Source organism: Tistrella sp. (assembly GCF_002684955.1).
Classification (GTDB): Bacteria; Pseudomonadota; Alphaproteobacteria; order Tistrellales; family Tistrellaceae; genus Tistrella; species Tistrella mobilis.
Map to the genome: position 1 here is coordinate 63177 of NZ_NYWI01000086.1, position 25927 is coordinate 89103.

The following is a 25927-nucleotide window of genomic DNA, read 5'->3' on the forward strand; positions in this document are numbered from 1 at the left end:
GTCCTGGTCCGGTCGGTTGATCAGGCGCCGGGCTGCGGGCTCGGACGAAGACCGTCGTCACCGCCGGCCGTGGGAACGGAGGCCCGCGGCGGGCGCGGCTCCGACACCGTGGCAGAACCGCCATCGCCCATATCGTCGGACCGGCGCGGCTTGATCTGCTCCCCGGCTGCGATCGCCTTCAGCTCGTCACCTGACAGCGTCTCGTATTCGAGCAGCGCCTGGGCGACCCGCTCCAGCTGGTCGTGGTTTTCGGTCAGGATGGTCCGGGCGCGGTCATAGGCGGTTTCCACGATCCGCCGGACTTCCTGGTCGATGACGTTGGCGGTGGCTTCCGAGATGCCGCGCGACTGGGTGACCGCATAGCCGAGGAAGGGCTCGTTGTCGCCCTCGCCATAGTTCAGCGGGCCCAGCTTGTCGCTCATGCCCCACTGGGTGACCATGTTCTTGGCCAGCTTGGTCGCCATCTGGATGTCCGCCGACGCGCCGCTGGTCACCTTGTCATGGCCGAAGATGATCTCTTCCGCCAGACGTCCGCCCATGGCCACGGCGAGGTCGGCTTCCAGCTTCTCACGCGAGACCGACAGCCGGTCGCGTTCGGGCAAGCGCATCACCATGCCGAGCGCACGGCCGCGGGGGATGATGGTCGCCTTGTGGATCGGGTCCGAAGCCGGGCAATGCATCGCGACGATGGCATGGCCGCCCTCGTGATAGGCCGTCAGGCGCTTCTCGTCCTCGCTCATCGCGATCGAGCGGCGCTCCGCACCCATCATGACCTTGTCCTTGGCGTCCTCGAACTCCGCCATGCCGACCACGCGCTTGTTGCGGCGGGCGGCGAGCAGGGCGGCCTCGTTCACCAGATTGGCGAGGTCGGCGCCCGAGAAGCCGGGGGTGGCGCGGGCGATGACGCGGGCATTCACATCCGGGCCGATCGGCACCTTGCGCATATGCACCGACAGGATCTTCTCGCGGCCCGACACGTCCGGGTTCGGCACCACGACCTGACGGTCGAATCGGCCCGGGCGCAGCAGCGCGGGGTCGAGCACGTCGGGGCGGTTGGTGGCGGCGATGATGATCACGCCCTCATTCGCCTCGAAACCGTCCATCTCGACCAGCAGCTGGTTCAGGGTCTGCTCGCGCTCGTCATTGCCGCCGCCGAGGCCGGCACCGCGATGGCGGCCGACGGCGTCGATCTCGTCGATGAAGATCAGGCAGGGCGCGTTCTTCTTGCCCTGTTCGAACATGTCGCGCACGCGGCTGGCGCCGACGCCCACGAACATCTCGACGAAGTCCGAGCCCGAAATCGAGAAGAAGGGCACATTCGCCTCGCCGGCGATGGCACGCGCCAGCAGCGTCTTACCGGTACCCGGAGGGCCCACCAGCAGCACACCCTTGGGGATGCGGCCGCCCAGGCGCTGGAACTTCTGCGGCGCCTTCAGGAATTCGACGATCTCGTGCAGCTCGTCCTTGGCCTCGTCGATGCCGGCGACATCCTCGAACGTCACGCGGCCGGCCTTTTCGGTGAGCAGCCGGGCCTTCGACTTGCCGAAGCCCATGGCCTTTCCGCCGCCGCCCTGCATCTGACGCATGAAGAATATCCACACGCCGATGAGCAGCAGCATCGGGAACCACGAGATCAGGATCCCGAACAGCGAGGGAACGTTGTCCTCCACCGGGGCGACATTGATGCGGACATTGCCCTCGCGCAGGCGCTCGACCATGCCGTTGTCGTTCGGCGGCGCGATGGTGCGGAACTCGACACCGCTGCCGTCATTGAAATGACCGCGGATCGTGTCGCCCTGGATGGTCACGTCGGTGACGCGCCCTTCCTGGACGGCATTGAGGAAGTCCGAATACGCGACCTGGCGCGACGGGCCCTGACTCTGGGGACTCTGGAACAGATTGAACAGAGCCACCAGCAGCAGGGCGATGATCACCCAGAGCGCGAGGTTCTTAACGTTGTTCACGACCGAGGTCTCTTTCCTGCCGAATGTTCGCCCGCCATCGCCCAGAAGACGCCGTCACCGTCGAGCGGACGGGATGGCGCGAACCATGCCCGGAAAGTGGACCGGGCAAGGGTTTCGTCCTCCGCAGCCTCCCTGCGGATGCTCTCTGTTAAGTGGGGGAACGCGAGGGGTACGTCAAGTCGCGTGAGTACGGGCAGTGACGCGATCGCCCGCGGAGCGACACGGGCGCGCAGCGATGCCGCCGCGGCCGGCGCCACCTCTCCCAGGCGCCGGGCCAGATCCTCCCCCATCGCCCGAAGCCGCAGGCGGCCGTCATCGGCGGCGGCGCGACATGCCGGCGTATCGGGAACGATCACCATGAAACGCCCGTCCCAATGCAGCGCCTCCCCCGGCGTCACCGCCCGGGGCGCTGCGATCGCCCGCGGCTCCCGCAGCACCAGAAGCCGGCGCCCGCCCCAGAGAAACCGGCAGCCCCCCAGCGTGCGCCCGCCTTGTCCCCGCCCGCTCTGCGGCAGATGGTCGCCCCCTGCCCGGCTGCGCGCCATCGCCACCAGATCAGCGGCGAGCCGGGCCGCGGCGGCGCCACGCGGCGGCAGGTCCTGCCCGCCCACCACCATGGCCAGCCGCCCGACCAGCCGTTCCGGCAGGTCATCCTCCAGCCCCGGCGCCGAAAGATCGGGGTCGGCGAACAGCGCCAGCGGCAGCTCCGCCCCGCCCCAGACATGCAGGCGCAACCCGCCGCGGAAGGCGACCCTGAGCATCTGCGCGTCGAGGGCGGCCCTGGCCGCCGCGGCACGGGCGGCGGACCGGGCCACCCGGGCGGGATCGAGCCCGGCCCCTTCAAGGGCGGCGGCGGTCGCCGCGGCGCGCAGACGCACGCGCTGAACCCGGTCGTCATCATTCATCGGATCGTGCAGGGGGGTGAGCCCTGCCGCCGCCACCACCGCCACAAGGCTTGCGCGGCGGATGCCGAGCACCGGCCGGATCAGGCGGATGCCGCCTTCGGGCCTGACCGGCGGCATGGCCGCCAACCCGTCGACGCCGCTGCCGCGGCCCAGGCGGATCAGCACGGTTTCGGCCTGATCATCCAGGCTGTGGCCGGTCAACAGATGCAGGATGCCCGCCGCCCGGCAGGCATCGGTGAGGGCGGCATAGCGGGCGGCGCGTGCCCCGGCCTCGATCCCCGTCATGCCGATCGCGCCGGGGGCGAGGGTCAGGATTCTTGCCGGCACCCCGGCCGCCGCCGCCAGCGCCGCCGCCCGCCGGGCATCCCCGGCACTGCCGGCACGGAGGCCGTGGTCGACCACAAGGGCCAGGACCCGTCCACCGCGTGCCGCGGCCCAGTCGCGGGCAAGCAGGGTCAGGCCAAGACTGTCGGGCCCGCCGGAAAGCGCCACGGCCAGATGCGGCGCCGGCTCCACGCAGCCGGCCGCCGCCATGGCCCGGGCGAAGCGGGCCCCGATATCGTCGTCCGCCACCGGCTCAGCCGCAGCCGAGCTTCTTCTGCTCACGCTCGGTCAGCACCTTGATATTGGCGGGCGCGTTGGGGAATTTGCGGTTCAGGATCGAATAGGCGCCACAGGCATCGTCCTTGCGGTTCAGCGCCGCGAAGCTCATGCCCAGCTTCAGCACCATGTCGGGGGCCTTGCTGCTCTTGTCGTGGCTGGTGACGCCCTCGCCGAAGGTCAGGGCGGCCCGGTCGTACTGGCCCTGGGCGTAATAGGTCTCACCCAGCCAGTAATAGGCGTTGCCGACCAGTTCACCCTGCTTGAAGCGCTGGATCAGCTCGTTGAACGCCACCTCGGCGCCGGCATAGTCGCGATCCTTGAGCAGCAGGTCGAGACCGTAGCGATAGAGTTCCTGTTCGGACTGGATCGACGCGGCCCGGGTCTTGGCCGCCTCTCCGCCCGCGACCGGCGGCGGGGTCGGCTGCGAGGGTGCGGCCTCGGTGGTGGTCACGGAATTGCCGGCCGCATCACGCCGGGTGGTGATGGTGCCGAGCGGCTGCACGGCCCCGCTGCGCGGCGCCTCGCCCTGTCCTGCTGCCTGGCCCTGTCCTGCTGTCTGGCCCTGCCCCGCCGGCTGCCCCGGCGCGGCATCGGCCGGTGCCGCAGCACCCGGAGCCATGCCGGTCGCATCGCCCGTACCCGCGGCAGCGCCGGCAGCCGCGCCGTTCTGCAGCATCTGCTCAATGCGGCCCAGACGGTCGTTCAGATTGCGCTCCAGCCCGTCGACCCGCTCTTCCAGCCGGCGCATGCGGAATTCCAGTTCCTCGATCCGCCCGGTATGGCGGCGCTGGGTCTCTTCCCCCCCGCTCAGCCGGCCGTCGAAGGCGCCGAGCGCGGCGGGGGGCAGACTGCCCTGCTGCTGCGCGCCGGCATCGGGCCGGTCGACCACCAGCAGAGCCAGGGTCGTCATCACCAGGGCGGTGCCGCCGACGAGACGGCGCTTCAGGCCGGACGGACGGAACCGGGTCGCGGGAACGGACATGGTGGTCGATGCCTCGATGGGGAGAAGAAGACGGACGAGCCCATCCCTTATAGCGCAGGCTGTGGGGCGTCAGAAAGACTGCCACAGGGAAACTGCCGCAGTAAAAACGGCAAAAACGGCCGACGGCCGGTGCTTCCCGTTGGTCGCGGGAAACACCGGCCGCCGATCGAGGTCGGAGCGGACCTTGCAGGAATCCGGCCGGGCCGGATGCCGTCGTCAGTTGACCAGCACGGTCACAGCGCGACGGTTCTGCGCCCAGGCGGCCTCGTCGGAACCGAGGACGGCGGGACGCTCCTTGCCGTAGGAGATGGTCTCGATGCGGTCCGGCGAGATGCCGAGCGCAACGAGGTAGTTCTTGGCGGCGGTGGCACGACGGTCGCCCAGGGCCAGGTTGTACTCGCGGGTGCCGCGCTCGTCGGCATGACCCTCGATCACGATCCGCTGCGCCGGGTTGGCGCGGAGGAAATCGGCCTGAACCGACAGGGTCTGGCGACCCTCGGCAGTCAGCGACGAGCTGTCCAGCTCGAAGAAGACGCGGTCGCCGGCGGTCTGCTGGACGTATTCCCAGCTGCCGGGCTGCGCGCCGGTGGAAACGGTGCCCTGGCCCGAGCCATAGGACGACGACGAGGTCGCACCCGAGGCGCCGGTCGAACCGGTATCTTCCGGCGCGGACGAGCAGGCGGCCATGAAAGCCAGGGCGGCGACAGCAGTGAGGATCTTGGTGCGCATTTTCTACCTAAGGTATCCGAGACATGTCGGAGCACCGGAAAGCGGAGAGGCAGTCCTGGCCGGCGTTCGCTCCAATCGCCAGCGTAGGTCACGCGAGGGTCATGACCTACCCGGTCGCCAGGCACACGACGAGTCAAAGTATAACTATTGACCTCATCGAATCAAGGCCGACCACGCCGGATCCGATGCTTCGCCGGGAGTGACGATCAACCGCTCGTTATATCCCGTGATATCGATCGAATACAGTCTGGTCGGTCCGCCAGGACGGTCTTGACGGAAGAAGGCGAGGACACGGCCATTGGGCGCCCAGGTCGGGCCCTCAACCAGATAGCCGTCCGTCAGCAGCCTTTCGTCGCTGCCATCGGGGCGCATGACCCCGATGTAGAACCGTCCGCGGTTCATCTTGGTGAACGCGATCAGATCGCCGCGTGGCGACCAGACCGGCGTTGCATAGGTGCCGTTGCCGAAGCTGATGCGCTGGGCACCCGAGCCGTCGGCACCGGACACATAGATCTGCTGACCGCCCGAGCGGTCGGAATTGAAGGTCATCTGCCGCCCGTCGGGCGACAGCGACGGCGAGGTATCGATCGCCTGCGACGAGGTCAGCCGCTGCACCGACCCGCCATTGGTGTCGAGGCGATAGATCGAGGTCACGCCGTCGCGCGCCATCGACATCACCACGCCACGCCCGTCGGGGGTGAAGCGCGGGGCGAAGGTCATGCCCGGGAAATCGCCCAGCACCCGCTGACGGCCGGTATCCAGGTCGTAGATGAACACCCGCGCCTGCCGGCCCCGGAAGGCCATATAGGTGATCTCGCGCGAGTTCGGCGAGAAACGCGGGGTCAGAACCTGATCCGCCCCATCGGTGAGATAGCGGTTGTTGGCGCCGTCCTGGTCCATGATCGCCAGCCGCTTGACCCGCTTGTTGGCCGGGCCGCTTTCCGCGACATAAACGATCTGGGTGTCGAAATAGCCGCCCTCGCCGGTCATCCGCTCATAGATCTGATCGGCGATCATGTGGGCGACGCGGCGCCAGAGCTTGGGATCGACGCGATAGACCACGCCGGCCATCTGGGTCTGGCCGAACACGTCCCACAGCCGGAATTCGACCGCGATCTGGTCGCCTTCCCGCCGCACCTGGCCGGTGACCAGCGCCTGGGCGTTGATCTGCCGCCAGTCGGCGAAATCCGGCATCGGGTTCATCTCGGCCGGGCCCTGCAGGAAGGCGGCACGGTCGATCGGCCGGAACAGGCCCGAACTCGCAAGATCGTTCGCGACCACCCCCGGAATGTCGGCATCGAAGGGTGCCGCCGAGGGATCGACCGCGAGGAAGGGACTGATCGCGATCGGCATCGGCTCCACGACACCGCGGGTGATGTCGATGCGCACCTGCGCCGAGGCCGGCTGGGGCAATCCCGCCCCGCCCAGCCCCACGACCAGCCCGACTGCCGCAACCGCGAATGCCCGCAGGACCGGCCGCATCTTCTGACGCGGCGCCTGACCGGCGGTTGCGGAACGGATCGTGTCTGTCATCGGCCCACCATGTTCTTCGGGTTGAACGCCAGGACAATGTCCTTGAGCTGCTCGTATTTGCCTGCCGGCAATTCCAGCGGACTTGCGGCACGCACGGCACGGACCGCGCTTTCCGCGGCCACGCGATATGCCTCTTCGCCCGGCCGCGACATCCGTGCGCGGTCGACCACGTCGGCAGAAAGCACCGTACCATCGGGCGCCAGACGGATGCGAACCTCGACCACGAGATTCTCAGCCTCCGGCGCACCGACCGGCACCGACCAGCGCCGCTCGATCTGGCTCCGGATGAAGGCAATGTCGCTGATCGACACCTGGTCGGTCTGCTGGGCATTGCGCTGCATCACCGGCGCCTGCGGCTGGCTGGACCGCGCAACCTGCTGTTCCCGGGGAGCGTCCTCTTTCGCCTGCGATTTGAGCTGATCCAGACTCTTACGCAGCGACGCCAGAGGATCATCCGGCTCGGGCTTCTTTTCCGGTTCCGGCTTTTTCTCCGGCTCCGGCTTCTTGGGTGCGGGCTTTGGCGGTTCGGGCTTCTTTTCGGGTTCGGGCTTCTTCTCCGGCTCAGGCTTTTTCGGCGGTTCCGGCTTCTTCTCCGGCTCGGGCTTCTTCGGCGGCTCCGGCTTCTTCTCCGGCTCCGGCTTTTTGGGCGGGGGCGGCGGAGGTGGGGGCGGAGGCGGAGGAGGCGGAGGAGGCGGCGGTGGCGGAGGAGGAGGCGGCGGTGGCGGCGGGGCCGGCTGCGGCTTGGGGGCCGGAGGCGGCGGCGGAGGTGGAGGGGGTGGAGGTGGAGGTGGAGGGGGTGGAGGCGGAGGCGGCGGTGGTGGAGGCGGAGGCGGAGGCGGTGGAGGTGGTGGCGGGGCCGCCGGTGGTGGGGGCGGCGGAGGCGGAGGCGGCGGAGGTGGCGGCGGCGGAGGTGGCGGCGGCGGGCTGGCCTGCGCCACCTGCTTCTCGGGCTCGGGCTTCGGATCGGGCTTCGGGCGCAGCTGCGACGCCCGCGTCACCTCGCTCACCGGAACGACGTCGATCACGATCGTCTGTTCCTCCGGCGGCAAGGGTCGGCTGAGCGACGGCAGGCCGAACCACAGCAGCGCCGCGACGGCGCCATGTGCTGCCAGCGAATATGTCAGACCGCGCTTCACCTGAGGTCCGAAGCTCCATGGAATGCCGGCCGGGGGGAGCACCCTCCCCCGCAGCCACGATCCCGGCCGGTATCAACCGGCGCGGGGCCGAAAGGTTCCCGCAGACGCGGGGCCGTCAACGCCGGGCGGGCGTGCCCTGCTGCAGGGTGGTGACCAGCGAGACCTTGGTAAAGCCGGCGCCGGTCACGGCCCCCATCGCCTGCATCACCCGGCCGTAATCGACGCTGCGGTCGCCGCGCACGAAGATCCGGGTGTCGGTCTTGTTCTTCGCCACGGCCATCAGCGTCGCCGGCAGCTGTTCCAGCGTCACTTCCTTGTCCTGAACGAAGACCCGCCCCTCTGCATCCACCGACACCGAAAGCGGTTCGTCCTGGCCGGCGAGCGGTGCCGCCGAGCTTTCCGGCAGGTCGACCTCGACGCCCGCCGTCAGCAGCGGCGCGGTCACCATGAAGATGATCAGCAGCACCAGCATGACGTCGACCAGCGGCGTCACGTTGATCTCGCTCATCGGCTGACCGCCGCCCCAGCGCCGGCGGCGGCCATGCCCGTTGGAAGGTCGGATGCCACCGGCCATGGGTCAGCGCCTGTCTTCGATCTGGCGGGCGATCAGCGCACCGAACTCGCCCGTGAAATTCTCGAGCCGGGCCCCGTAGCGGCCGACATCGCTCGACAGCTTGTTGTAGAAGATGACCGCCGGGATCGCGGCGACAAGGCCGATCGCGGTCGCGAACAGCGCCTCGGCAATGCCCGGCGCCCCCACGGCCAGCGTGGTGTTCTTGGTCATCGCGATCGAGGTGAAGCTGTTCATGATGCCCCAGACGGTGCCGAACAGGCCGACGAAGGGCGCCGTGGAGCCGACCGTCGCGAGAAAGCCCAGATTGCGCTCAAGCCCCGCCATTTCGCGGTTGAGCGCGATCTCCATCACCTGCTGGATCCGCTGCCGCAGATTGGCGCGCGATGTGGCGTCGGTCAGCGCCGTGCCCTTGGCCTTGGCCCGGCGCCATTCGCCCATCGCCGCGGCGAAGACCTGGGCCATGGGATGGTCGGCCCGTTCGGAAATGGCGTCGTAGAGTTCTTCGAGCGAGCCCCCCGACCAGAACCGGTTCTCGAAATCGTCGGCGCGGCGCTTCAGCCGGCCCATCAGCCGGAACTTGTCGAAAATGATCGCCCAGGACCAGACGGAGGCCAGGACGAGCATGAGCATCACCGCCTTCACGATGATGTCGGCGTTCATAACCAGGCTGAGAATGCTCATGTCGTGCGCTGCCACCGATCCGGCGAGCGCCGCCTGGCTCACGACCTCCTGCTCCATTCACGTCCTCCGTGGATCGGACGGGCCCCGGCATTTTCCGGGAAGCTGCCCCGCCCTCATTCATCGACCCGTTTGATTACCAGAGTTCGGCCGAAACCGCTGCCGTTTCACGAATTTGACACGGGGGCACCCGGCCGAAGCTCCGACAGTCGGACGAGGTGCGGACACATCATCCCCGGCCGTGAGCCGGCCACGAGATATGCCAACCCGCGTGACTTGTGAAGGGGCCATGTGAGGCGGCGATACGGTCGTTGTGGCGAATGTCATCGCGGCGCAACAGATCCCCGACCGAGGCCCGTGCCGCACTGCAATATTCTCAATATTATACAAAGATTTACGAGAGGAAATTCACAACATGCCAATGCATTTGCCTGGACCCTGCCCTGCGCCGGACGCCATAATCGGCCCGGTCCGATCCGAAGGCATACGGACCGGGCAGCCGGCGGCGTGCATCACGGCCGCCGATACCTGCCCGCGCAGGGCGAAACCGGCCAGGTTGCGGCCTGCTTCTCCCCTGCCCCTGCCCGCCTTCGGCCTTGTCCATACGAGCCTTGTGCATACGAAAGGCACCTGTACCCATGACGTCGCTCGCCGATCTGTCCGCCGTTGAGCTGGGGCGGCTCTATGCCGCCGGGGACACCTCGCCCACCGAGGTGACCGAAGCCGTCATCGCGCGGATCGAGGCGTGGGAGCCGAAGCTCAACGCGACCTGGGCCTTCGCCCCGGAAGCCGCGCGCACCGCCGCCGCCGAGGCCACCAGCCGCTGGAAGAAGGGCGAGGCGCTGGGCCCGCTCGACGGCGTGCCGGTCACGATCAAGGAAAACATTGCGACCAAGGGCTGCCCCGTCCCCGTCGGCACCGCCGCATCGGACATGACCCCGGCCGCCGCCGACGCCCCCGCCGCCGCCCGGCTGCGCGAGGCCGGCAGCGTGATCCTGGCCAAGACCACCATGCCCGATTACGGCATGCTCTCCTCGGGCCTGTCCAGCTTCCACAAGCTGGCCCGCAACCCCTGGGACCTCAACACCAATCCCGGCGGCTCCTCGGCCGGTGCGGGGAGTGCCGCCGCGGCCGGCTATGGCCCGATCCATCTGGGGACCGATATCGGCGGATCGATCCGCCTGCCGGCCAGTTGGTGCGGCATCGTCGGCATGAAGGGCACCAACGGCCGGGTGCCGGTCGATCCGGCCTATCTGGGCCGGGTGGTCGGGCCGATGACCCGCACCGTCGCCGATACCGCGCTCGCCATGTCGGTGCTGTCGAAGGCCGACTGGCGCGACGGCAGCGCCCTGCCGCCGGCCGATATCGACTGGATGGACCTGGACGGGCTTCAGATCCGCGGCCTCCGCATCGGCCTGATGCTCGACATCGGCGCCGGCATGGCGCCCGATGCCGAGGTGCTGGCGGCGGTGAAGGAAGCCGCCCGGCGGTTCGAGGCGGCGGGCGCCGTGGTCGAAGAGGTGCCGGCGGTGCTGACCCGCGAGATGCTCGACGGGCTCGACGATTTCTGGCGGGTCCGCGCCTGGGACGATGTCGAGCGCCTGCCCGAGGCGACCCGCGCGAAGATCCTGCCCTATATCCGCGCCTGGGCCGAAAGCGGCCAGACCCGGTCGGCCCTGCAGGCGGTGCGCGGCGTGAACCGCATCTTCGAGATGCGCAAGGCCGCAGGCCGGCTGTTCCATGGCGGCGGCTACGATTTCGTGCTGTCGCCGGTCGCCCCCACCGTCACCTACCCGGCCGACCAGGCCTCGCCGCTGGACGATCCCGAGCGGCCGTTCGAGCATATCGGCTACACGGTGGTCTGGAACATGTCGGAACAGCCGGCGATCTCGGTCAATTGCGGCTACGACGCCAAGGGCCTGCCGATCGGCCTGCAGATCGTCGGCCGGCGCTTCGACGATCTGGGCGTGCTGCGCATGGCGGCCGCCTGGGAGGGCATGCGCGACGAGCAGCGCCCCTGGCCGAACTTCGACTGACCGGATCGGATCCCCGAAGAAGACCTGCCGGGGCCGCCCCGCTCAGCGCGGGGCGGCCCCGGCATCGGCAAGGGCGATCAGCGCCTTGGGCAGGCGCCGCGGCTGGCCGCTCGCCGGGTTCAGCGCCACGCATTTGATCCGGCCGCGCACCAGCACCTGATCGCCCCGCGCCACCAGCTGCTCGAACTCCACCCAGGCGCCGCCCCGACCGGTGATGACGGTCGAGACCGTCAGCAGATCCTCCAGCCGGGCGGGGGCCTGATAGTCCAGCGCCACCTCGCGCACCGCAAAGCCGAAGCCGTCATTCTCCAGCAGCGGCCGCTGATCGATGCCGCGGCGGCGCAGCCATTCGGTCCGGCCGCGCTCCATGAATTTCAGATAATTGGCGTAATAGACGATCCCGGCGGCATCGGTGTCCTCCCAATAGACCCGCACCCGGATGATGTCGGGCTGTACGGTGGCGGGCGTGGTGTCCATTGGGATCCTCCAAACGGGTCGCGGTGCGGAAATACAACCTGTGCGCCGCATTATGCGGAACGACGCTACCTTTGCGCAAGATATCCCGGCAGGGGACGCGCTCAGAGATCCGGGTCGGAGTCGGGGTCGGCGCTGCCGAACAGGTCGGCCTCGCCGTCGCGGGCCGGCGGCATCAGCCCCAGATGCTGCCAGCCGCCGCGGGTCAGCACCCGGCCGCGGGGGGTGCGGGCCAGAAAGCCCTGCTGGATCAGGAAGGGTTCGATCACATCCTCGATCGCATCGCGGCTTTCCGACAGCGCCGCCGCCAGGGTCTCCACCCCCACCGGCCCGCCGCCGTAATGGCGGGCAATGCAGCCCAGATAGCGCCGGTCCATGGCATCGAGACCGCGGGCATCGACCTCCAGCCGGTTCAGCGCCCGGTCGGCGACGCCGGCATCGATGGCGGCCGCCTCGGCCACGGCGGCGAAATCGCGCACCCGGCGCAGCAGCCGGCCGGCGACACGCGGCGTGCCGCGCGACCGCCGGGCGATCTCCATCGCCCCCTCTTCGGTGAGCGGCGCGCCCAGCAGGCGGCCGCCGCGCCGGACGATCGAGGCCAGTTCGTCGATCTCGTAATAGTTCAGCCTGAGCGGAATGCCGAAACGCTCGCGCAGCGGCCGGGTGACCAGTCCGGCGCGGGTGGTGGCCGCGACCAGGGTGAAGCGCGGCAGATCGATCCGCACCGAACGCGCCGACGGCCCCTCGCCGATCACCAGATCGAGCTGAAAATCCTCCATCGCCGGATAGAGGATCTCTTCCACCGCCGGGTTCAGACGGTGGATCTCGTCGATGAACAGCACGTCGTGCTCGTTGAGGTTGGTGAGGATCGCGGCCAGGTCGCCCGCGCGCGCGATGACCGGCCCGGAGGTCGCGCGAAAACCCACCCCCAGCTCCTTGGCCACGATCTGCGCCAGCGTGGTCTTGCCCAGACCGGGGGGCCCGTGCAGCAGCACATGATCCAGCGCATCGCCGCGTGCGCGGGCGGCGGCGATGAACACCGCCAGATTGCCCAGCACCTGGCGCTGGCCCACGAAATCCGCCAGCCGTTCCGGGCGCAGCGCCGGATCCTGCCGGTCTTCGGCAAGCGCCGCGGGCTGGACCAGACGCTCGTCGCCGCTGCTCATCGCGCCAGCTCCTTAAGCGCGCCACGGAGCAGGATCTGCACGTCACCCGCCGCCTCGCCCGCGGCCTCGGCCACCCGGCGCAGCGCCGGCGCGGCCTCTACCTCGCGATAGCCCAGATTGACCAGGGCCGAGAGGGCGTCATCGAAGGCCGCGACCTCGGGCGGCTTGCTGACTGCAGCCGCAGCCTCGGGCGTTTTGATCGACTTCGCCAGCACGGCGACATCGGCGGCACCGATGCCGACCAGCGCCGCCTTGTCCTTCAGCTCCATCACGATGCGCTTGGCGAGCTTGGGGCCGACGCCGGTGGCCCGGGCCGGGGCGCGGGCGTCCTGGGCCGCGATCGCCGCCGCCAGGGCCGACGGATCCAGCACCGAAAGCACGGCCAGCGCCACCTTGGCGCCCACGCCCTGCACCGTCACCAGCAGGCGGAACCAGTCGCGCTCCGCCCGGTCGACGAAGCCGTAGAGATGAATGTCGTTTTCGCGCACATGGGTTTCCACGTGCAGCGTGGCGGCGGCACCAGTTCCGCCCAGTGCGCCGAGGGTGCGGCGCGACGCCTGCACCAGATAGCCGACGCCATGAACGTCGATCACCGCATGATCGGCACCGATCTCGTCGACGATGCCCTTGAGCCGCGCGAACATGCCGGGTGTGGTCTCCCCCTGTTGGGCCGCCCTTCAGCGGGCCCGGGCCGTCCAGCCGGCCCGCGTGCCCCCATGATGCGCGTGACAGATCGCGACGGCGAGTGCGTCATAGGCATCGGCGCGCGCATCGCGGTCGATGCCCGGCAGCAGGCGGGCGACCATGGCGGCGACCTGGGCCTTATCGGCCCGGCCGCTGCCGGTCAGCGCCTTCTTCACCAGGCTCGGCTCATACTCCGCCACCGCCAGCCCCGACTGGGCCGGCACCAGCAGCGCCACCGCCCGGGCATGGCCCAGCTTCAGCGCCGACATCGCATTGGCGTTGACGAAGGTCTGCTCGACGGCCGCCCCTGCCGGCTGGTAGCGCTCCACCACCTCGTAGAGGCCGTCATAGAGCGTGCGCAGCCGGTCGGACAGGGCGGCCTTGTCGTCCGAGGTCACCACGCCATGGCCGACATGGGTCAGCCTGGAGCCCTGGGTATCGATGATGCCCCAGCCGGTGATCCGGAGCCCCGGATCGATGCCGATGATGCGCATGCCAGGCGGCCGCCCCACTCAGGTTCAGCTTGTCCGGCTCAGCCGTTCAGCTTCGCCATCACCTCGTCGGAGACCTCGAAATTCGCAATGACCTCCTGGACGTCGTCATTGTCTTCCAGCACCTCGATCAGCTTGAACAGGGTCTGGGCCTGTTCCTCGTCGATCGCGATGGTGCTGAGCGGCACCCAGCCGAGCTTGAACTCCTGCGGGTCGCCGTAATTGCCTTCCAGCGCGGTGCGCACTTCCTGCAGCGCATCGGGCTGGGTGTAGACGACATGGGTCTCGTCGTCGCTCTCCAGATCGTCGGCACCGGCCTCGATCGCGGCTTCCAGCATCGCCTCGCCGTCAGCGACCGAGAGCGGATAGGTGATGCGGCCGACGCGGTTGAAGTTGAACGCCACCGAATTGGTCTCGCCCAGCGACCCGCCATGCTTGCTGAAGGCCGACCGCACTTCCGATGCGGTGCGGTTGCGGTTGTCGGTCAGCGCCTCGACGATCAGCGCCACGCCGCCCGGCCCGTAGCCTTCGTAGCGGACCTCTTCGTAATTGTCGCCATCGGCACCACCGGCACCGCGCTTGATCGCGCGCTCGATGTTGTCCTTGGGCATGTTGGCGACGCGGGCTGCCGCCACGGCACTACGCAGCCGCGGATTGGCGGTGGGATCGGCACCGCCTTCCTTGGCGGCGATCACCAGTTCGCGGAGCAGCTTCGTAAACACCTTGGCGCGCTTCTTATCCTGCGCGGCCTTGCGGTGCATGATGTTCTTAAACTGTGAATGACCAGCCATCTCTGCCGCCAACCCTCAAGAGCCGAAATCTCTGACACAGGTGGCGCTCGGCCATCCCGTGCTTCCGGACGCTTCGATAGCAGAAGTCGCCGCCGGATGCATCCCCGGAGACGAAATCATGAACGTCCGGCGCCTCAGCCGACCGTCTCGGCCTGCCCCTGGGGCAGGTGCAGCTGCAGCAGGCTTTCGGGCATCGGCTCGGCGCCGGGCCAGGCCGGGCTGAGCCGTCCGCCCACGCGCAGCGGCGCGATCGACTTCGCAAGGCCGGTCGCATCATCGGTCTCGATCAGCGTGCCGCAGATTGTGGCGGGGCCATTGGCCGGCAGCAGCTTCTGGCCGCGCATCTTGCGGGTGAAGCGGTCGAGCGAGGCGTTCTTGTCCATGCCGATGACGCTGTCATAGTCGCCGCACATGCCGGCATCGCACTGGAACGCCGTGCCGCCGGGCAGGACCTGATGGTCGGCGGTCGGCACATGGGTATGGGTGCCGACCACGGCCGTCACCTGGCCGTCGAGGAAATGACCATAGGCCATCTTCTCGCTGGTCGCCTCGCCATGCAGATCGACGAAGATGCCCGAGACCAGCCCGCCCAGCGGATAGTCGCGCAGCACCGGCGCCAGCGCCCGGAACGGATCGTCGAGCGCCTCCATGAACAGGCTGCACATGACGTTGATCACCACCACCCGGCGGCCATCGGGCAGGGTCGCCATGGTGGCGCCGCGGCCGGGGGTGCCGGGGGGGAAGTTAATCGGGCGCACCAGCCGCTGGTCCTGATCGATCCAGCCCAGGATCTCGCGCTGATCCCAGATGTGATTGCCGGTGGTCAGGATGTCGACGCCGGCGGCATAGAAGCTCTCGCAGATCTTCGGCGTGATGCCGAAGCCCGAGGCGGCGTTCTCTCCGTTGACGATCAACAGGTCGACACCGAGGGCCGACCGGATGGTCGACGCATGATCGATCACCGCCTGCCGGCCGGACCGTCCGACCACGTCACCAAGAAAGAGTATCCGCACCGTTCGACCTTTCGTCTCTGCCGCGTCTGGACAAGAGCGGCACGGGCCTCGCCGTGTCGCCACTGATGGATATGAGGCGCAGCCGTGGCCGCGCCCAGGGATTTTTCGGCTCACCTGACCGGGACCAGCAGGCCCCGTTCGGTCAGGATCAGATCCAGCGGCCGGTCGAGCGGCCCGGCCGGCACCTCGTCCGCCAGCTGGATGGCGAAGCACACGCCGATGGTGAGCGGCATCCGCCCGGCCGCATCGGCTGCGGCCAGGGTGCGATCGTAAAAGCCGCCCCCCTGCCCCAGCCGGCGCCCGGCCCGGTCAACCGCAACCAACGGCATCAGCAGCAGGTCGGGCAGGCAACGCCCGGCTGCCGCCTCGGGCATCAGGATACCAAAGGCACCCGCGACCAGCGGCGCGTCGGGCTGCCAGACCCGGAAATCGAGGGCCGTATCGGGCGCCGTCACCACCGGCAGGCAGAGCCCGGCGCCGGTTGCGGCGCCAAGGGCCACCAGCAGCGGCAGCACATCGATCTCGCCCCCCGCCGCCACATAGCCCGCGATCCGGCGCGGCGGCCGCGACAACCGGGCGGCCAGCGCTCCCGCCCCGGCGGCGAGCGCCGCAGCGGCATCCGCACCACCGGCCGCCGCGGCGGCGCGGCGCAGGCGCCGGAAGTCGCGGCGCATGGCGGCCTTGCGGACATCGAGTGCCGGGTCTGGCAGTCCGGGATCCTGCAGCGGAATGGTCAGCGACGGCGCTCCGAAGGCGGGCCGGGATGGGGCCGGCCGTAAAGGGTTTGGCGGCAAGCGGCCGGGCCGGCCGCAAACGGCGACGCCCCGGCCGCGAAGACGCGGCCGGGGTCGTACGAAAACTGGCGGACGGGGACCGGCACGAAGGTTGGCGGTGAAAATCCACATGGACCCGCGTGTGCAGGTGGGCGCCGTGATCCCCGTGGCTTGGTCCGGGCGTACCGGTCCGGACGAACCGGCCGGTGCCCTATCCGCGCGCACGGGGAGGGACAGCTCCCTCATGTAGATGGTATCGGTCCCTGGGATTTAGGTTGCCTCACCGAAAGGCCAGAGCCCGTCCTGCCCCGAGATTTAGAGTTTCTCGAGCCGGGTTGCAATAGTCTCGATGCGCGCCGCGAAATCATCCAGCGCCCGGGCGAGGGTCGCATCGACATCGGCGGCGGAGCGATCGGCGGTGCGGCGGATCTTCTCCACCTCCACCCGGGCCCGGTAGAGCCCCTGCTCGGCCTCGTTGGCCTGTTCCGCCAGCAGGATCGCAGCCATCAGCATCACGCGGGCATCCACCGCCACGCTGCGGCCGCTGGCCGCCTGCTGCACCCGCTCTTCGACCTTCCGGGCCAGGGTGCGGACGCTTTCTTCCTGCCCCTCGCCGCAGGCGAGCGTGAACGCCCGGCCCAGGATGCGTACCTCGACTTCGGCCATGGCTTTCTCGTCTCCGATCCGGTTCGGCTCAGCGGTCATCAAGCGCACGCCCGATGGCGTCCATGGCCCGGTCGATCTGCTCGCCGGCCCGGCGGCCGCGATCATCGGCGCGCAGGCGGGCCTCTTCGGCCGTGGTGAGCGCGGCCTTCAGCCGGTCCCGCTCGGCCGCCAGGCTCTCGATTTCGGACCTGAGCGCGTCGATCCGGACATCGGCCGCGCCAGAGGCCGCCGCCTCGCCCGCGGCCCGTGCCTGGGTCACCCGCTCGGCCGCCTTGCGGCTTGCGGCATCCAGCCGCGTCAGCGCGCTCGACAGCCTCTGCCACGCCATTTCCATATTCGCCATAGATCCGGCCACCATGAAGACAGGAGGTTGCGCTTGTTCGTCGGCACGGCCCAAGCCGGGAGAACCTCGTCAGGATAGCACGGCCCGGCACCGGGCCGGAACGCGATGACCGGCCGGTGGAAGGGGAATCCGCTTCCCCATCCGGCAGGTCGTGACTGACGAGCTGAACCGACATCCCCCGAAGACCGTCACCGGCCGCCCGGGGGGCGCGCACCTTCGGATCGGGCGGGTTGTCCCCACCTCGACGGCGCCCCGCCAACATAGGGAGCCTGCGCCCCCTGCGTCAATGTGTGATGCCGGGGCGATGCCGCACTGCGGTGCCGCTCACCGCCGCGCATAGGCGTCGAAGGCATAGGGGCCGGAGGTGCTGTTGTCGATCATCTCGGGCACATGGGGCGGGATTTCGGGATGGCCGGGGTCGAACAGGCCGCAGGCCCTGAGCGCGCCGGTCAGCGACAGCCGCGCCGGAATCCGCTCCAGATAGACCCGGACGGAACAGGGCATATGCGCCTGATCGGCCGAGACCCCCAGCTTCACCCCATGCAGCCGGGTCCAGCGGAGCGCGTAATCCGGGTAAAGCACCGTCTGGGTCAGTTCGATCCCGGCGCCGTATTCATAATCGGACATGAACACCCGGTCCCCCGCGACCAGCGCCGCCCCCTGATAGCGGTAATGCCGCCGGCCGGGCCGGTCGTGCGGCCCCATGCGTTCCAGACGCCGGTAGAAGGTTCGTCCGTCTTCGACCGAGAACACGATCAACCCCCGGATGACCTTCCCCTTCTGCGACATCGAATAGTAATATTCGAAGAACATGCCGGTCAGATTGCGCACCCGGGCATCGCCCAGCGCCATCACCCGGTCGAAATGCTGGCGCAGCCGGCGGTTGGTGGTGCCCTCGTCCAGACCGCGCACCCGGACGATCTCGGCGAAATCGCGCGGTGGCAGCATCATCTCGTAGGGCTCGACGCCGAAATAGTCACAGATCTTGCGCAGCAAGGCCGGCCGCGGCGTGGAACTGCCGGCCAGATAGCGGTTGAGCTGGCTGCGGTTGATGCCGAGATCCCGTCCGACCTGAGAGATCGACGGCCGGTACGAGCAGAGCAGGCGAAGATTCTCGGCAATCTCGGTCATTTGCGCTCTTCGGTGCCGTAACAGCATAAATTTGCATCAGATTGAGCACCGAGTGCCGCATTGTCAAGCCGTGCCCCCGCCGACACCATTCCATGGCAGCTTCTGCGTCTTCGGACCATGCCTCCGGACCAGGCCCTTGGGCCATCTTCGCGGGAAAGACCCCCACGCCATGACACCGCGCCCCCATGCCTCCCGGGCCTATACGCTCGGCATCATCACCGGTTCGGGTCCCGAAGCCGGGCTCGACCTCTGGGCCAAGATCCTGCGCCATACCCAGGCCCTGATGGGGCCCGGCTTCCGCGGAGATCTGGACGCGCCGCGCCTGGTGGCGGTGTCGGAACCGGCCCTCGGCCTGTCGATGGATCTGAAGGCGAACGAGGCGGCGGTCTGGGCGGCGATGGAGCGGACGGTGCGCGAAATCGCCCCAAGGGTCGATGCCTTCGCCATCGCCTGCAACACGCTGAACTGGTATGCCCCCCGCATCGACGCGCTGCTGGCCGGCATGCCGGGCGCCGGGCAGCTGGTCTCGTTCCAGGGCGTGCTGCACGACGAAATCCGGCAGAGCGGTGCCGGCCGGGTCGGGCTGCTGGGTGCAGCCCCGGTCGTGGCGCTGGACGACCACTCCGCCTATGCTGGCCTGGCGGCCCATGTCGCGATCGAGACCCCGGCCGATCCCGACCGGCTGCAGACGCTCATCCACGACGTGAAGCGGCTGGGCGGCGCCCATACGTCGCTTGGCCCGCGGCTTGAGGAGATCATCATGCAGATGGAGGCCGATACCATCCTGCTCGCCTGCACCGAACTGCCGCTGATCGCGCGGCCCGTCGCCGGGCGGCGGCTGATCGACGTGACCGATGCCGTCGCCGCCCGTCTGGCGGCGCTGGCGCTGGGTCATGCCGGCATGAAGGCGGCCTGATGCGCCTGCTGCTCATCCACACCGGCGGCACCATCGGCATGGGCGACACGCCCCACGGCCTCGGCCCCGTCGACGGGCTGGTCGAAGCCGCGGTCGACGCGCGCCTGCCCGGGGGCATCCGGCTGACCACACGGGTCTTCGCACCGCTGCTCGACAGCGCCGATGTCGGCCCGGCGCACTGGAACCGGATGCTCGACCTGATCGACGACCACCCGGGCACGCCGGTGGTCGTCACCCACGGCACCGACACCATGGCCTTCACCGGTGCAGCGCTGTCGCAGGCGCTGGCAGGCCTCGGCCGCCATGTCGTGCTTTGCGGCGCGATGCAGCCGCTCGGCCGCGGTGGCGATGCGGAAGACAATCTCGATCTGGCGATTGATGCCGCCCTCCGCCCCGGCGAGGCGGTGATGCTGGCCTTCGCCGGCCGTCTGATGCCGGCGGAAGGGCTGGTCAAACACGATTCGCAAGGCGCCGACAGCTTCCGCGCCATCCCCCAGCCCCCCGCCTGCCCGCCCCGCCGCCGGCGGTTCGGCGACCGGCGGCTGGCGGTCCTCTCCCTCTCGCCCGGCATGCCGGCCGCCATGCTGCGGGCCTCTCTGGCGGAGCTGGACGGCGCGGTGCTCAGGGTCTTCGGCTCGGGCACGGCCATGGCCGATCCGGAAGTCCTGTCCGCCCTGTCCGCGGCCGTGCGGGCCGGCAAGCGCATCCGCGCGGTCAGCCAGTGCGAACAGGGCGGGCTGATCCCCGGCAGCTATGCCGCCGGCGCCGGTCTCTGGTCCTGCGGGGTGGAGAACGGCGGCACCGAGACCCCGGAAGCCGCCCTGATCCGCCTCTGGCTGGGCTGACCCCGGATACGAAATCGGGGGAGCCTCCCCCCGAAGCTCCCCCGATCCGTCGCCGCACCGGCTCCGCGTCAGCGAAGCCAGGCGGCGATCTCCTCATGACTGCCGAACCCCAACCGCTGAGCGGTCTCGGCAACCCCTGCCCCGTCTGCCAGCGCCGTCTTCGCCACCCGGGCGGCCCGTGTGTAGCCGATATGGGGGACGAGCATCGTGGCCAGCACCAGCGAGTTCTCCAATGCCCCCTCGCATTGGGCGACATTCGCCTCGATGCCGGCGACGCAGCGCGTGGCCAGCGTGTCCATGGCCCTGATCAGCATGCGCATGGACTGAAGCAGGTTGAGGATGATGACCGGCTCGAAGGCGTTGAGCTGCAACTGCCCCGCCTCTGCGGCCATGGTGACGGTCAGGTCGTTGCCGATCACCTGAAAGGCGACCTGATTGACGACTTCGGGGATCACCGGGTTGACCTTGCCCGGCATGATCGAACTGCCCGCCTGCATCGCCGGCAGCCGGATCTCGTTGAAGCCGGATCGCGGCCCCGAGGACAGCAGGCGCAGATCGTTGCAGATCTTGGACAACTTGACCGCGATCCGCTTGAGCACGCCCGAGAAGGTGACATAGGCGCCGGTGTCCGACGACGCCTCGACCAGATCGCCGGCGAGCGTCACCTTCAGCCCCGAGACCAGGGCCAGTTCGGCGACCGCGCGTTCGGCATAGCCATCGGGCGTGTTGACCCGGGTGCCGATGGCGGTGCCGCCCAGATTGACCTCCAGCAGCAGCTCCGACAGCCGGGCGATGATCGCGATGTCCTCGCGGATCGTGGCGGCGAAGCCGGCGAATTCCTGGCCCAGCGTCATCGGCACGGCATCCTGAAGCTGGGTGCGGCCGATCTTGCGGATATGGGCAAAGGCCGCCGCGCGATCATCGAAGGCGGCACAGAGCCGCAGCTGGGCGTCGCGGAAAGCGGCGCACTGGTCGACGATCGCCAGCCTCAGCGCCGTCGGATAGACGTCGTTGGTCGACTGCGAGCGGTTGACGTCGTCATTCGGATGCAGATGGTCGTAATCGCCGGGCCGATGCCCCATGCGGATCAGGCCCAGATTGGCGATCACCTCGTTGACGTTCATGTTGGTCGAGGTGCCGGCACCGCCCTGGATCATGTCGACCCGGAAATGCTCCAGATGGCGGCCCTCGATGATTTCGGCCGCGACCGCCACGATCACGTCGTGCTTTCCGGGCGCAAGCCCGCCCAGCGCCAGATTGGCGCGGGCCGCCGCCATCTTCACCCAGGCCAGCGCCCGGACGAATTCGGGAAACAGCGACAGCGGGATGCCGGTGATCGGGAAATTGGCGATCGCCCGGGCGGTGTGGATGCCCCAGAGGCAATCCTCGGGCAGAGGCATGCGGCCAAGGCCGTCCTCTTCGATGCGCATGGTGTGGTGCATCGGTCTGATCCAGGCTGTGATGTGCGGGGGTGGGACCGGGGCCGTCCGGAAGGAACGGCCCCGGCAGTCGGGTCCGGGCTACTTCCAGACCGTCGGATCCCAGGCCTTGCGATCGATGTCGAGATCCGGGAAGCGCGCGGGATCGAGAACCGGCCGGGCGACGCCGGCCTTCAGCTGGGTGCGGTAGTCGTCGATCACCCGCATCGCCACGGGGAAGAGCATGATGATCGCGATCAGATTGACCAGGGCGAGCAGGCCCATCATCGGGTCCGAGAAGAAGAACACCGAGGTCGCCTGCGGGGCGGCGGCGCCCAGGAACACCATCGCCAGGATGGCGAGGCGCAGCGCCAGCACGGCCGGCTTCGACCGGGTCATCACCGCCAGGCCGTTTTCGCCGAGATAGTAGTTGTAGATGATCGACGAGAAGGCGAAGAGCAGGATGGCGAGCGTCAGCAGATAGCGCGCGGCATCGCCCAGATGGCTGGCCAGTGACTGCTGGGTCAGCGCCACGCCGTCGATGCCCTGGGCACCCGGAACATAGACGTCGCCCAAAAGGATGATCAGCGCCGTGCAGGTGCAGATCAGCATGGTGTCGATGAAGACCGACAGCGACTGGGTGATGCCCTGGCTGACCGGATGGCGGACCAGCGCGGTGGCGGCCACATTCGGGGCCGAGCCCAGGCCCGCTTCATTGGAGAACAGACCCCGGCGCAGGCCCTGGGCGATGGCCGCCCCCATGCCGCCGGCCACCGCCTGATCGAAGCCGAAGGCCGAGCGGACGATGCGCAACAGCATGTCGGGCACATCGGCGATGTTGAGACCGATGACCAGAATGGCGACCGCGATATAGCCGAGCGCCATGACCGGCACCACCACGTCCGCCGCCCGGGCGATGCGTTTGATGCCGCCGAAGATGACCAGCGCGGTGACGGCGACGATCACGATGCCCGACCACAGGCGGTCGATGCCGAAGCTGTCATGCAGGGCGCCGGCCATGGTGTTGCCCTGGAAGGCATTGAAGCCGAAGCCGAACGAGGCCATCAGGCAGATGCCGTAGACGATGGCCAGCCAGTTGTAGCGCCCGCCGAGCCCGCGTCGGATGTAATAGGCCGGCCCGCCCCGGAACCCGCCCTCGCCGTCGCGGGTTTTGTAGAGCTGGGCGAGCGTGCATTCGATCAGGCTGGTCGCCATGCCGCAGAGCGCGATCGCCCACATCCAGAACACCGCACCCGGGCCGCCGAGCGTGATGGCGACCGCGACACCGGCGATGTTGCCGCCGCCGACACGCCCGCCCACCGAGACCAGCAGCGCCTCCCGCGCCGAGATCGCGTTCGGATCGGCATTGTTGGCGCCGCGCCCCAGCACGCGGAACATCCGCCGGAAAAACACGAACTGCACGAAGCCCGACATGATCGTCAGGAACACGCCGAACACGACCAGGATCGGGATCAGCGCCCATCCCCAGGTCAGATTGTCGATCGCTCCGAAGAACGCCGTCAGAAACTCCATCGTCTCCCTCCTGCCCCACGGCCGTAATCCGGCCCGTTATGGATGAGCGTCATGGTAGAGAGACCCCGCACGCCGCAGGATTCCGCTGTTGGCTGCAACCTGATGCAGTTTGGTGCTGTTCACGCGCCAGGGTGAACCAGGCATGCCAGGGCGCCCCGCGGGCGGCCCCTGCCGGGCCCGGATGCGGCGATCCCTGGCCCGCAACGGGAAGGCGCTGCGGAAATAGGCGGTTGACGGAGAGATGACACCCCGCCATCTTTGCGCCGCACGGCACTCGTTAAAGGTGGTTGACGCGGTCGCTGAGGCGTGCAATTGCCCGCGCGCACCGCAGGCCCGCTTTGCCCGTGGCGCTCCCTGTCGGCCCTGCGCCGGCCGCTGCCCCTCTTCGAACGCTTGCGTGAAGGCCCATGACCGCTCAGACGACCGATGCCACCGCGACCACCGCGCCCACGCCGCGTGACATGGCGAATGCCGTGCGCGCCCTTGCCATGGACGCCGTCGAGCGCGCGAATTCCGGCCATCCGGGCATGCCGATGGGCATGGCCGACGCGGCCACCGTGCTGTTCACCCGTTTCCTGAAGTTCGATCCCAAGGCCCCGAAATGGGCCGATCGCGACCGCTTCGTGCTCTCGGCCGGCCACGGCTCGATGCTGCTTTATGCCCTGCTGCATCTGACCGGCTACGAGGACATGACGCTGGACGAGGTGAAGAACTTCCGCCAGCTGGGCGCACGCACCGCCGGCCATCCCGAATACGGCCATGCCTCGGGCATCGAGACCACCACCGGTCCGCTGGGTCAGGGCATCGCCAACGCGGTCGGCATGGCGCTTGCCGAGCGTCTGCTCGCCGCCCGCTTCGGCGGGTCGGTGGTCGACCACTACACCTATGTCATCGCCGGTGACGGCTGCCTGATGGAGGGCATCAGCCAGGAGGCGATCTCGCTCGCCGGCCATCTGAAGCTCTCGAAGCTGATCGTGCTCTGGGACGACAACGGCATCTCGATCGACGGCCCGGTGTCGCTGTCCAGCTCGGAAGACCAGCGGGCGCGCTTCGAGGCCGCCGGCTGGGCGACCGATGCGGTCGACGGCCATGATGCCGAGGCGGTTGCCGCCGCGCTCGACCGGGCGCGCAGCTCCGACAAGCCGGTGATGATCGCCTGCCGTACCGTCATCGGCTATGGCGCGCCGAAGAAGGCCGGCACCTCGGGCGTGCATGGCGCGGCACTGGGCGCCGAAGAGATCGCCGGCACCCGCGAGGCGCTGGCCTGGCCGCATGCCCCCTTCGAGATCCCGGCCGATATCCGTACCGCCTGGGCCCATGCCGGCGCCCGCGGTGCCGCCGAACGCGCGGCCTGGGAACAGCGCCTGGGCGCGCTGGACGCCGGGACGCAGGCGGAATTCACCCGCGCCATGGCGGGCGAGCTGCCGGCGGGCTGGAAGCAGGCGCTCGACGACTACATCGCCGGCCTGATCGCCTCGCCCAAGACCGTCGCCACCCGCAAGGCGTCGGAAATGGCACTGGAAGTGCTGGTGCCGGCCATCCCCGAACTGATCGGCGGTTCGGCCGACCTCACCGGATCGAACAACACCCGCACCAAGGGCATGAAGCCGGTGGCGCCGGGTGAATTCGACGGCCGCTATGTCTTCTGGGGCATCCGCGAGCACGGCATGGCCGCGGCCATGAACGGCATGGCGCTGCATGGCGGCGTCATCCCCTATGGCGGAACCTTCCTGGTCTTCACCGATTATTGTCGGCCGTCGATCCGTCTGTCGGCGCTGATGGAGCAGCGGGTCATCTATGTCATGACCCACGACTCGATCGGCCTGGGCGAGGACGGCCCGACCCATCAGCCGGTCGAGCATCTGATGAGCCTGCGCATGATGCCGAATGTGGCGGTCATGCGTCCGGCCGACGCGGTCGAGACGGCGGAATGCTGGGCGGCGGCGCTGGAGCGGACCAACGGCCCCTCGGTGCTGGCGCTCAGCCGCCAGAACCTGAAGCAGCTGCGCCTCGAGGCGTCGGCCGGGAACCTTTCGGCCAAGGGCGCATATATCCTGCGCGAGGCCTCGGCCGCACCTAAGGCCGTGCTGCTCGCCACCGGTTCGGAAGTCGAGATCGCGGTCGCCGCGGCCGAGGCGCTGGAAGCCAAAGGCGTGCCGACCCGCGTGGTCTCGATGCCCTGCTGGGAGCTGTTCGCAGCCCAGCCGGCCGATTATCAGGCCCAGGTGCTGGGCGGCGACGTCGTCCGCATTGCGATCGAGGCCGGCATCGGCTTCGGCTGGGAACGCTGGACCGGCCCCAAGGGCGCCGTGATCGGCATGACCGGCTTCGGCGCCAGCGCGCCGGCGCCCGAACTCTACCGTCACTTCGGCATCACCGCCGAGGCCGTGGTCGACGCCGCACTCGCGCGCGTCTGACCGGGGATCCGGTCCCGGCCTCCCCCGTTCGGGGGCTGGCCGATCCGGGATGCCGCAGCGACCGTAACAACCCCCCAGGGGCGCCGCCAAGGCGGTCGGCGCCCCCACGTCGAAGACAGTTCGGAG

The 25927-nt window shown here is 69.1% G+C and carries 25 protein-coding genes; 5 read left to right on the forward strand and 20 right to left on the reverse strand.

The window, feature by feature from the left end; all coding sequences use genetic code 11:
* Window positions 1-20: 20 nt before the first annotated feature.
* The 6 genes from ftsH to CMO28_RS28430 all read right to left on the reverse strand — a co-directional run bounded on the left by ftsH (window position 21) and on the right by CMO28_RS28430 (window position 7057).
* Complete coding sequence (gene ftsH, locus CMO28_RS28405) at window positions 21-1964, reverse strand: ATP-dependent zinc metalloprotease FtsH (protein WP_296720536.1); 1944 nt, start codon at window positions 1962-1964, stop codon at window positions 21-23.
* Window positions 1961-3475: a tRNA lysidine(34) synthetase TilS gene (gene tilS, locus CMO28_RS28410; RefSeq protein ID WP_296720542.1), complete on the reverse strand. Its 1515-nt coding sequence runs from the start codon at window positions 3473-3475 to the stop codon at window positions 1961-1963. Before tilS ends, ftsH begins: the two co-directional genes overlap by 4 nt.
* A complete protein-coding gene (gene ybgF / locus CMO28_RS28415; RefSeq protein ID WP_296720546.1) occupies window positions 3447-4454 on the reverse strand; it encodes a tol-pal system protein YbgF in 1008 nt (335 codons plus the stop codon). Before ybgF ends, tilS begins: the two co-directional genes overlap by 29 nt.
* 216 nt (window positions 4455-4670) lie before the next feature.
* The gene (gene pal / locus CMO28_RS28420) at window positions 4671-5183 is read right to left on the reverse strand and encodes a peptidoglycan-associated lipoprotein Pal (protein WP_014744426.1); all 513 of its coding nucleotides are present in this window, start codon (window positions 5181-5183) and stop codon (window positions 4671-4673) included.
* Window positions 5184-5336: 153 nt separating this feature from the next.
* Entirely contained in the window at window positions 5337-6716 is a 1380-nt protein-coding gene (tolB, locus tag CMO28_RS28425; protein WP_014744425.1) for a Tol-Pal system beta propeller repeat protein TolB, read from the reverse strand.
* Window positions 6713-7057 carry a TonB C-terminal domain-containing protein gene (locus CMO28_RS28430; protein ID WP_014744424.1) on the reverse strand — a complete coding sequence of 115 codons (345 nt, stop codon included), beginning with the start codon at window positions 7055-7057 and terminating at the stop codon, window positions 6713-6715. The genes tolB and CMO28_RS28430 overlap by 4 nt, the downstream gene beginning before the upstream one ends.
* 356 nt (window positions 7058-7413) lie before the next feature.
* On the opposite strand from CMO28_RS28430, the gene CMO28_RS28435 reads away from it, so the two are divergent.
* On the forward strand, window positions 7414-7776 hold the full coding sequence (locus CMO28_RS28435; RefSeq protein WP_296720554.1) for a hypothetical protein: 363 nt from the start codon (window positions 7414-7416) through the stop codon (window positions 7774-7776).
* A gap of 191 nt (window positions 7777-7967) precedes the next feature.
* Here the strand turns inward: CMO28_RS28435 and tolR are convergent, their stop codons facing one another.
* A complete protein-coding gene (gene tolR / locus CMO28_RS28440) occupies window positions 7968-8426 on the reverse strand; it encodes a protein TolR (RefSeq protein ID WP_014744422.1) in 459 nt (152 codons plus the stop codon).
* 3 nt (window positions 8427-8429) lie between these two features.
* Window positions 8430-9164, reverse strand: a complete 735-nt coding sequence (gene tolQ / locus CMO28_RS28445) for a protein TolQ (RefSeq protein WP_296720559.1) — start codon at window positions 9162-9164, stop codon at window positions 8430-8432.
* A 578-nt stretch (window positions 9165-9742) separates the two neighbouring features.
* On the opposite strand from tolQ, the gene CMO28_RS28450 reads away from it, so the two are divergent.
* The gene (locus CMO28_RS28450; RefSeq protein WP_296720561.1) at window positions 9743-11140 is read left to right on the forward strand and encodes an amidase; all 1398 of its coding nucleotides are present in this window, start codon (window positions 9743-9745) and stop codon (window positions 11138-11140) included.
* Window positions 11141-11182: 42 nt separating this feature from the next.
* On the opposite strand, the gene ybgC is transcribed toward CMO28_RS28450, so the two are convergent.
* The 10 genes from ybgC to CMO28_RS28500 all read right to left on the reverse strand — a co-directional run bounded on the left by ybgC (window position 11183) and on the right by CMO28_RS28500 (window position 18672).
* Entirely contained in the window at window positions 11183-11617 is a 435-nt protein-coding gene (ybgC, locus tag CMO28_RS28455; RefSeq protein ID WP_296720563.1) for a tol-pal system-associated acyl-CoA thioesterase, read from the reverse strand.
* A gap of 101 nt (window positions 11618-11718) precedes the next feature.
* Window positions 11719-12780: a Holliday junction branch migration DNA helicase RuvB gene (gene ruvB / locus CMO28_RS28460; protein WP_296720566.1), complete on the reverse strand. Its 1062-nt coding sequence runs from the start codon at window positions 12778-12780 to the stop codon at window positions 11719-11721.
* Window positions 12777-13424 carry a Holliday junction branch migration protein RuvA gene (gene ruvA, locus CMO28_RS28465; RefSeq protein WP_296720568.1) on the reverse strand — a complete coding sequence of 216 codons (648 nt, stop codon included), beginning with the start codon at window positions 13422-13424 and terminating at the stop codon, window positions 12777-12779. Before ruvA ends, ruvB begins: the two co-directional genes overlap by 4 nt.
* A gap of 33 nt (window positions 13425-13457) precedes the next feature.
* Window positions 13458-13958, reverse strand: a complete 501-nt coding sequence (ruvC, locus tag CMO28_RS28470) for a crossover junction endodeoxyribonuclease RuvC (RefSeq protein WP_296720571.1) — start codon at window positions 13956-13958, stop codon at window positions 13458-13460.
* Window positions 13959-13996: 38 nt separating this feature from the next.
* Window positions 13997-14746: a YebC/PmpR family DNA-binding transcriptional regulator gene (locus CMO28_RS28475; RefSeq protein WP_296720574.1), complete on the reverse strand. Its 750-nt coding sequence runs from the start codon at window positions 14744-14746 to the stop codon at window positions 13997-13999.
* Between the two features lie 134 nt (window positions 14747-14880).
* Window positions 14881-15759 (reverse strand): TIGR00282 family metallophosphoesterase, encoded by an 879-nt coding sequence (locus tag CMO28_RS28480; protein WP_296720577.1) that lies wholly within the window; start codon window positions 15757-15759, stop codon window positions 14881-14883.
* Between the two features lie 110 nt (window positions 15760-15869).
* Entirely contained in the window at window positions 15870-16433 is a 564-nt protein-coding gene (locus CMO28_RS28485) for a 5-formyltetrahydrofolate cyclo-ligase (protein WP_296720579.1), read from the reverse strand.
* A gap of 414 nt (window positions 16434-16847) precedes the next feature.
* Window positions 16848-17198, reverse strand: a complete 351-nt coding sequence (locus tag CMO28_RS28490; RefSeq protein ID WP_014744411.1) for a cell division protein ZapA — start codon at window positions 17196-17198, stop codon at window positions 16848-16850.
* A gap of 28 nt (window positions 17199-17226) precedes the next feature.
* On the reverse strand, window positions 17227-17526 hold the full coding sequence (locus CMO28_RS28495) for a hypothetical protein (RefSeq protein ID WP_145978061.1): 300 nt from the start codon (window positions 17524-17526) through the stop codon (window positions 17227-17229).
* 339 nt (window positions 17527-17865) lie between these two features.
* Window positions 17866-18672 carry a helix-turn-helix domain-containing protein gene (locus CMO28_RS28500; protein ID WP_062766752.1) on the reverse strand — a complete coding sequence of 269 codons (807 nt, stop codon included), beginning with the start codon at window positions 18670-18672 and terminating at the stop codon, window positions 17866-17868.
* 169 nt (window positions 18673-18841) lie between these two features.
* On the opposite strand from CMO28_RS28500, the gene CMO28_RS28505 reads away from it, so the two are divergent.
* Complete coding sequence (locus tag CMO28_RS28505) at window positions 18842-19588, forward strand: aspartate/glutamate racemase family protein (protein ID WP_296720587.1); 747 nt, start codon at window positions 18842-18844, stop codon at window positions 19586-19588.
* Window positions 19588-20433, forward strand: coding sequence for an asparaginase domain-containing protein (locus tag CMO28_RS28510; protein ID WP_296720590.1), 846 nt, complete (start codon window positions 19588-19590; stop codon window positions 20431-20433). Before CMO28_RS28505 ends, CMO28_RS28510 begins: the two co-directional genes overlap by 1 nt.
* Before the next feature lie 68 nt (window positions 20434-20501).
* Here the strand turns inward: CMO28_RS28510 and CMO28_RS28515 are convergent, their stop codons facing one another.
* Together CMO28_RS28515 and CMO28_RS28520 are read right to left on the reverse strand one after the other, a co-directional pair.
* On the reverse strand, window positions 20502-21875 hold the full coding sequence (locus CMO28_RS28515) for an aspartate ammonia-lyase (RefSeq protein ID WP_296720592.1): 1374 nt from the start codon (window positions 21873-21875) through the stop codon (window positions 20502-20504).
* Window positions 21876-21953: 78 nt separating this feature from the next.
* A complete protein-coding gene (locus tag CMO28_RS28520; RefSeq protein ID WP_296720597.1) occupies window positions 21954-23384 on the reverse strand; it encodes an alanine/glycine:cation symporter family protein in 1431 nt (476 codons plus the stop codon).
* Window positions 23385-23791: 407 nt separating this feature from the next.
* Here CMO28_RS28520 and tkt point away from each other — a divergent pair, with 407 nt between their 5' ends.
* Window positions 23792-25801, forward strand: a complete 2010-nt coding sequence (gene tkt / locus CMO28_RS28525) for a transketolase (protein WP_296720600.1) — start codon at window positions 23792-23794, stop codon at window positions 25799-25801.
* Window positions 25802-25927: the final 126 nt, after the last annotated feature.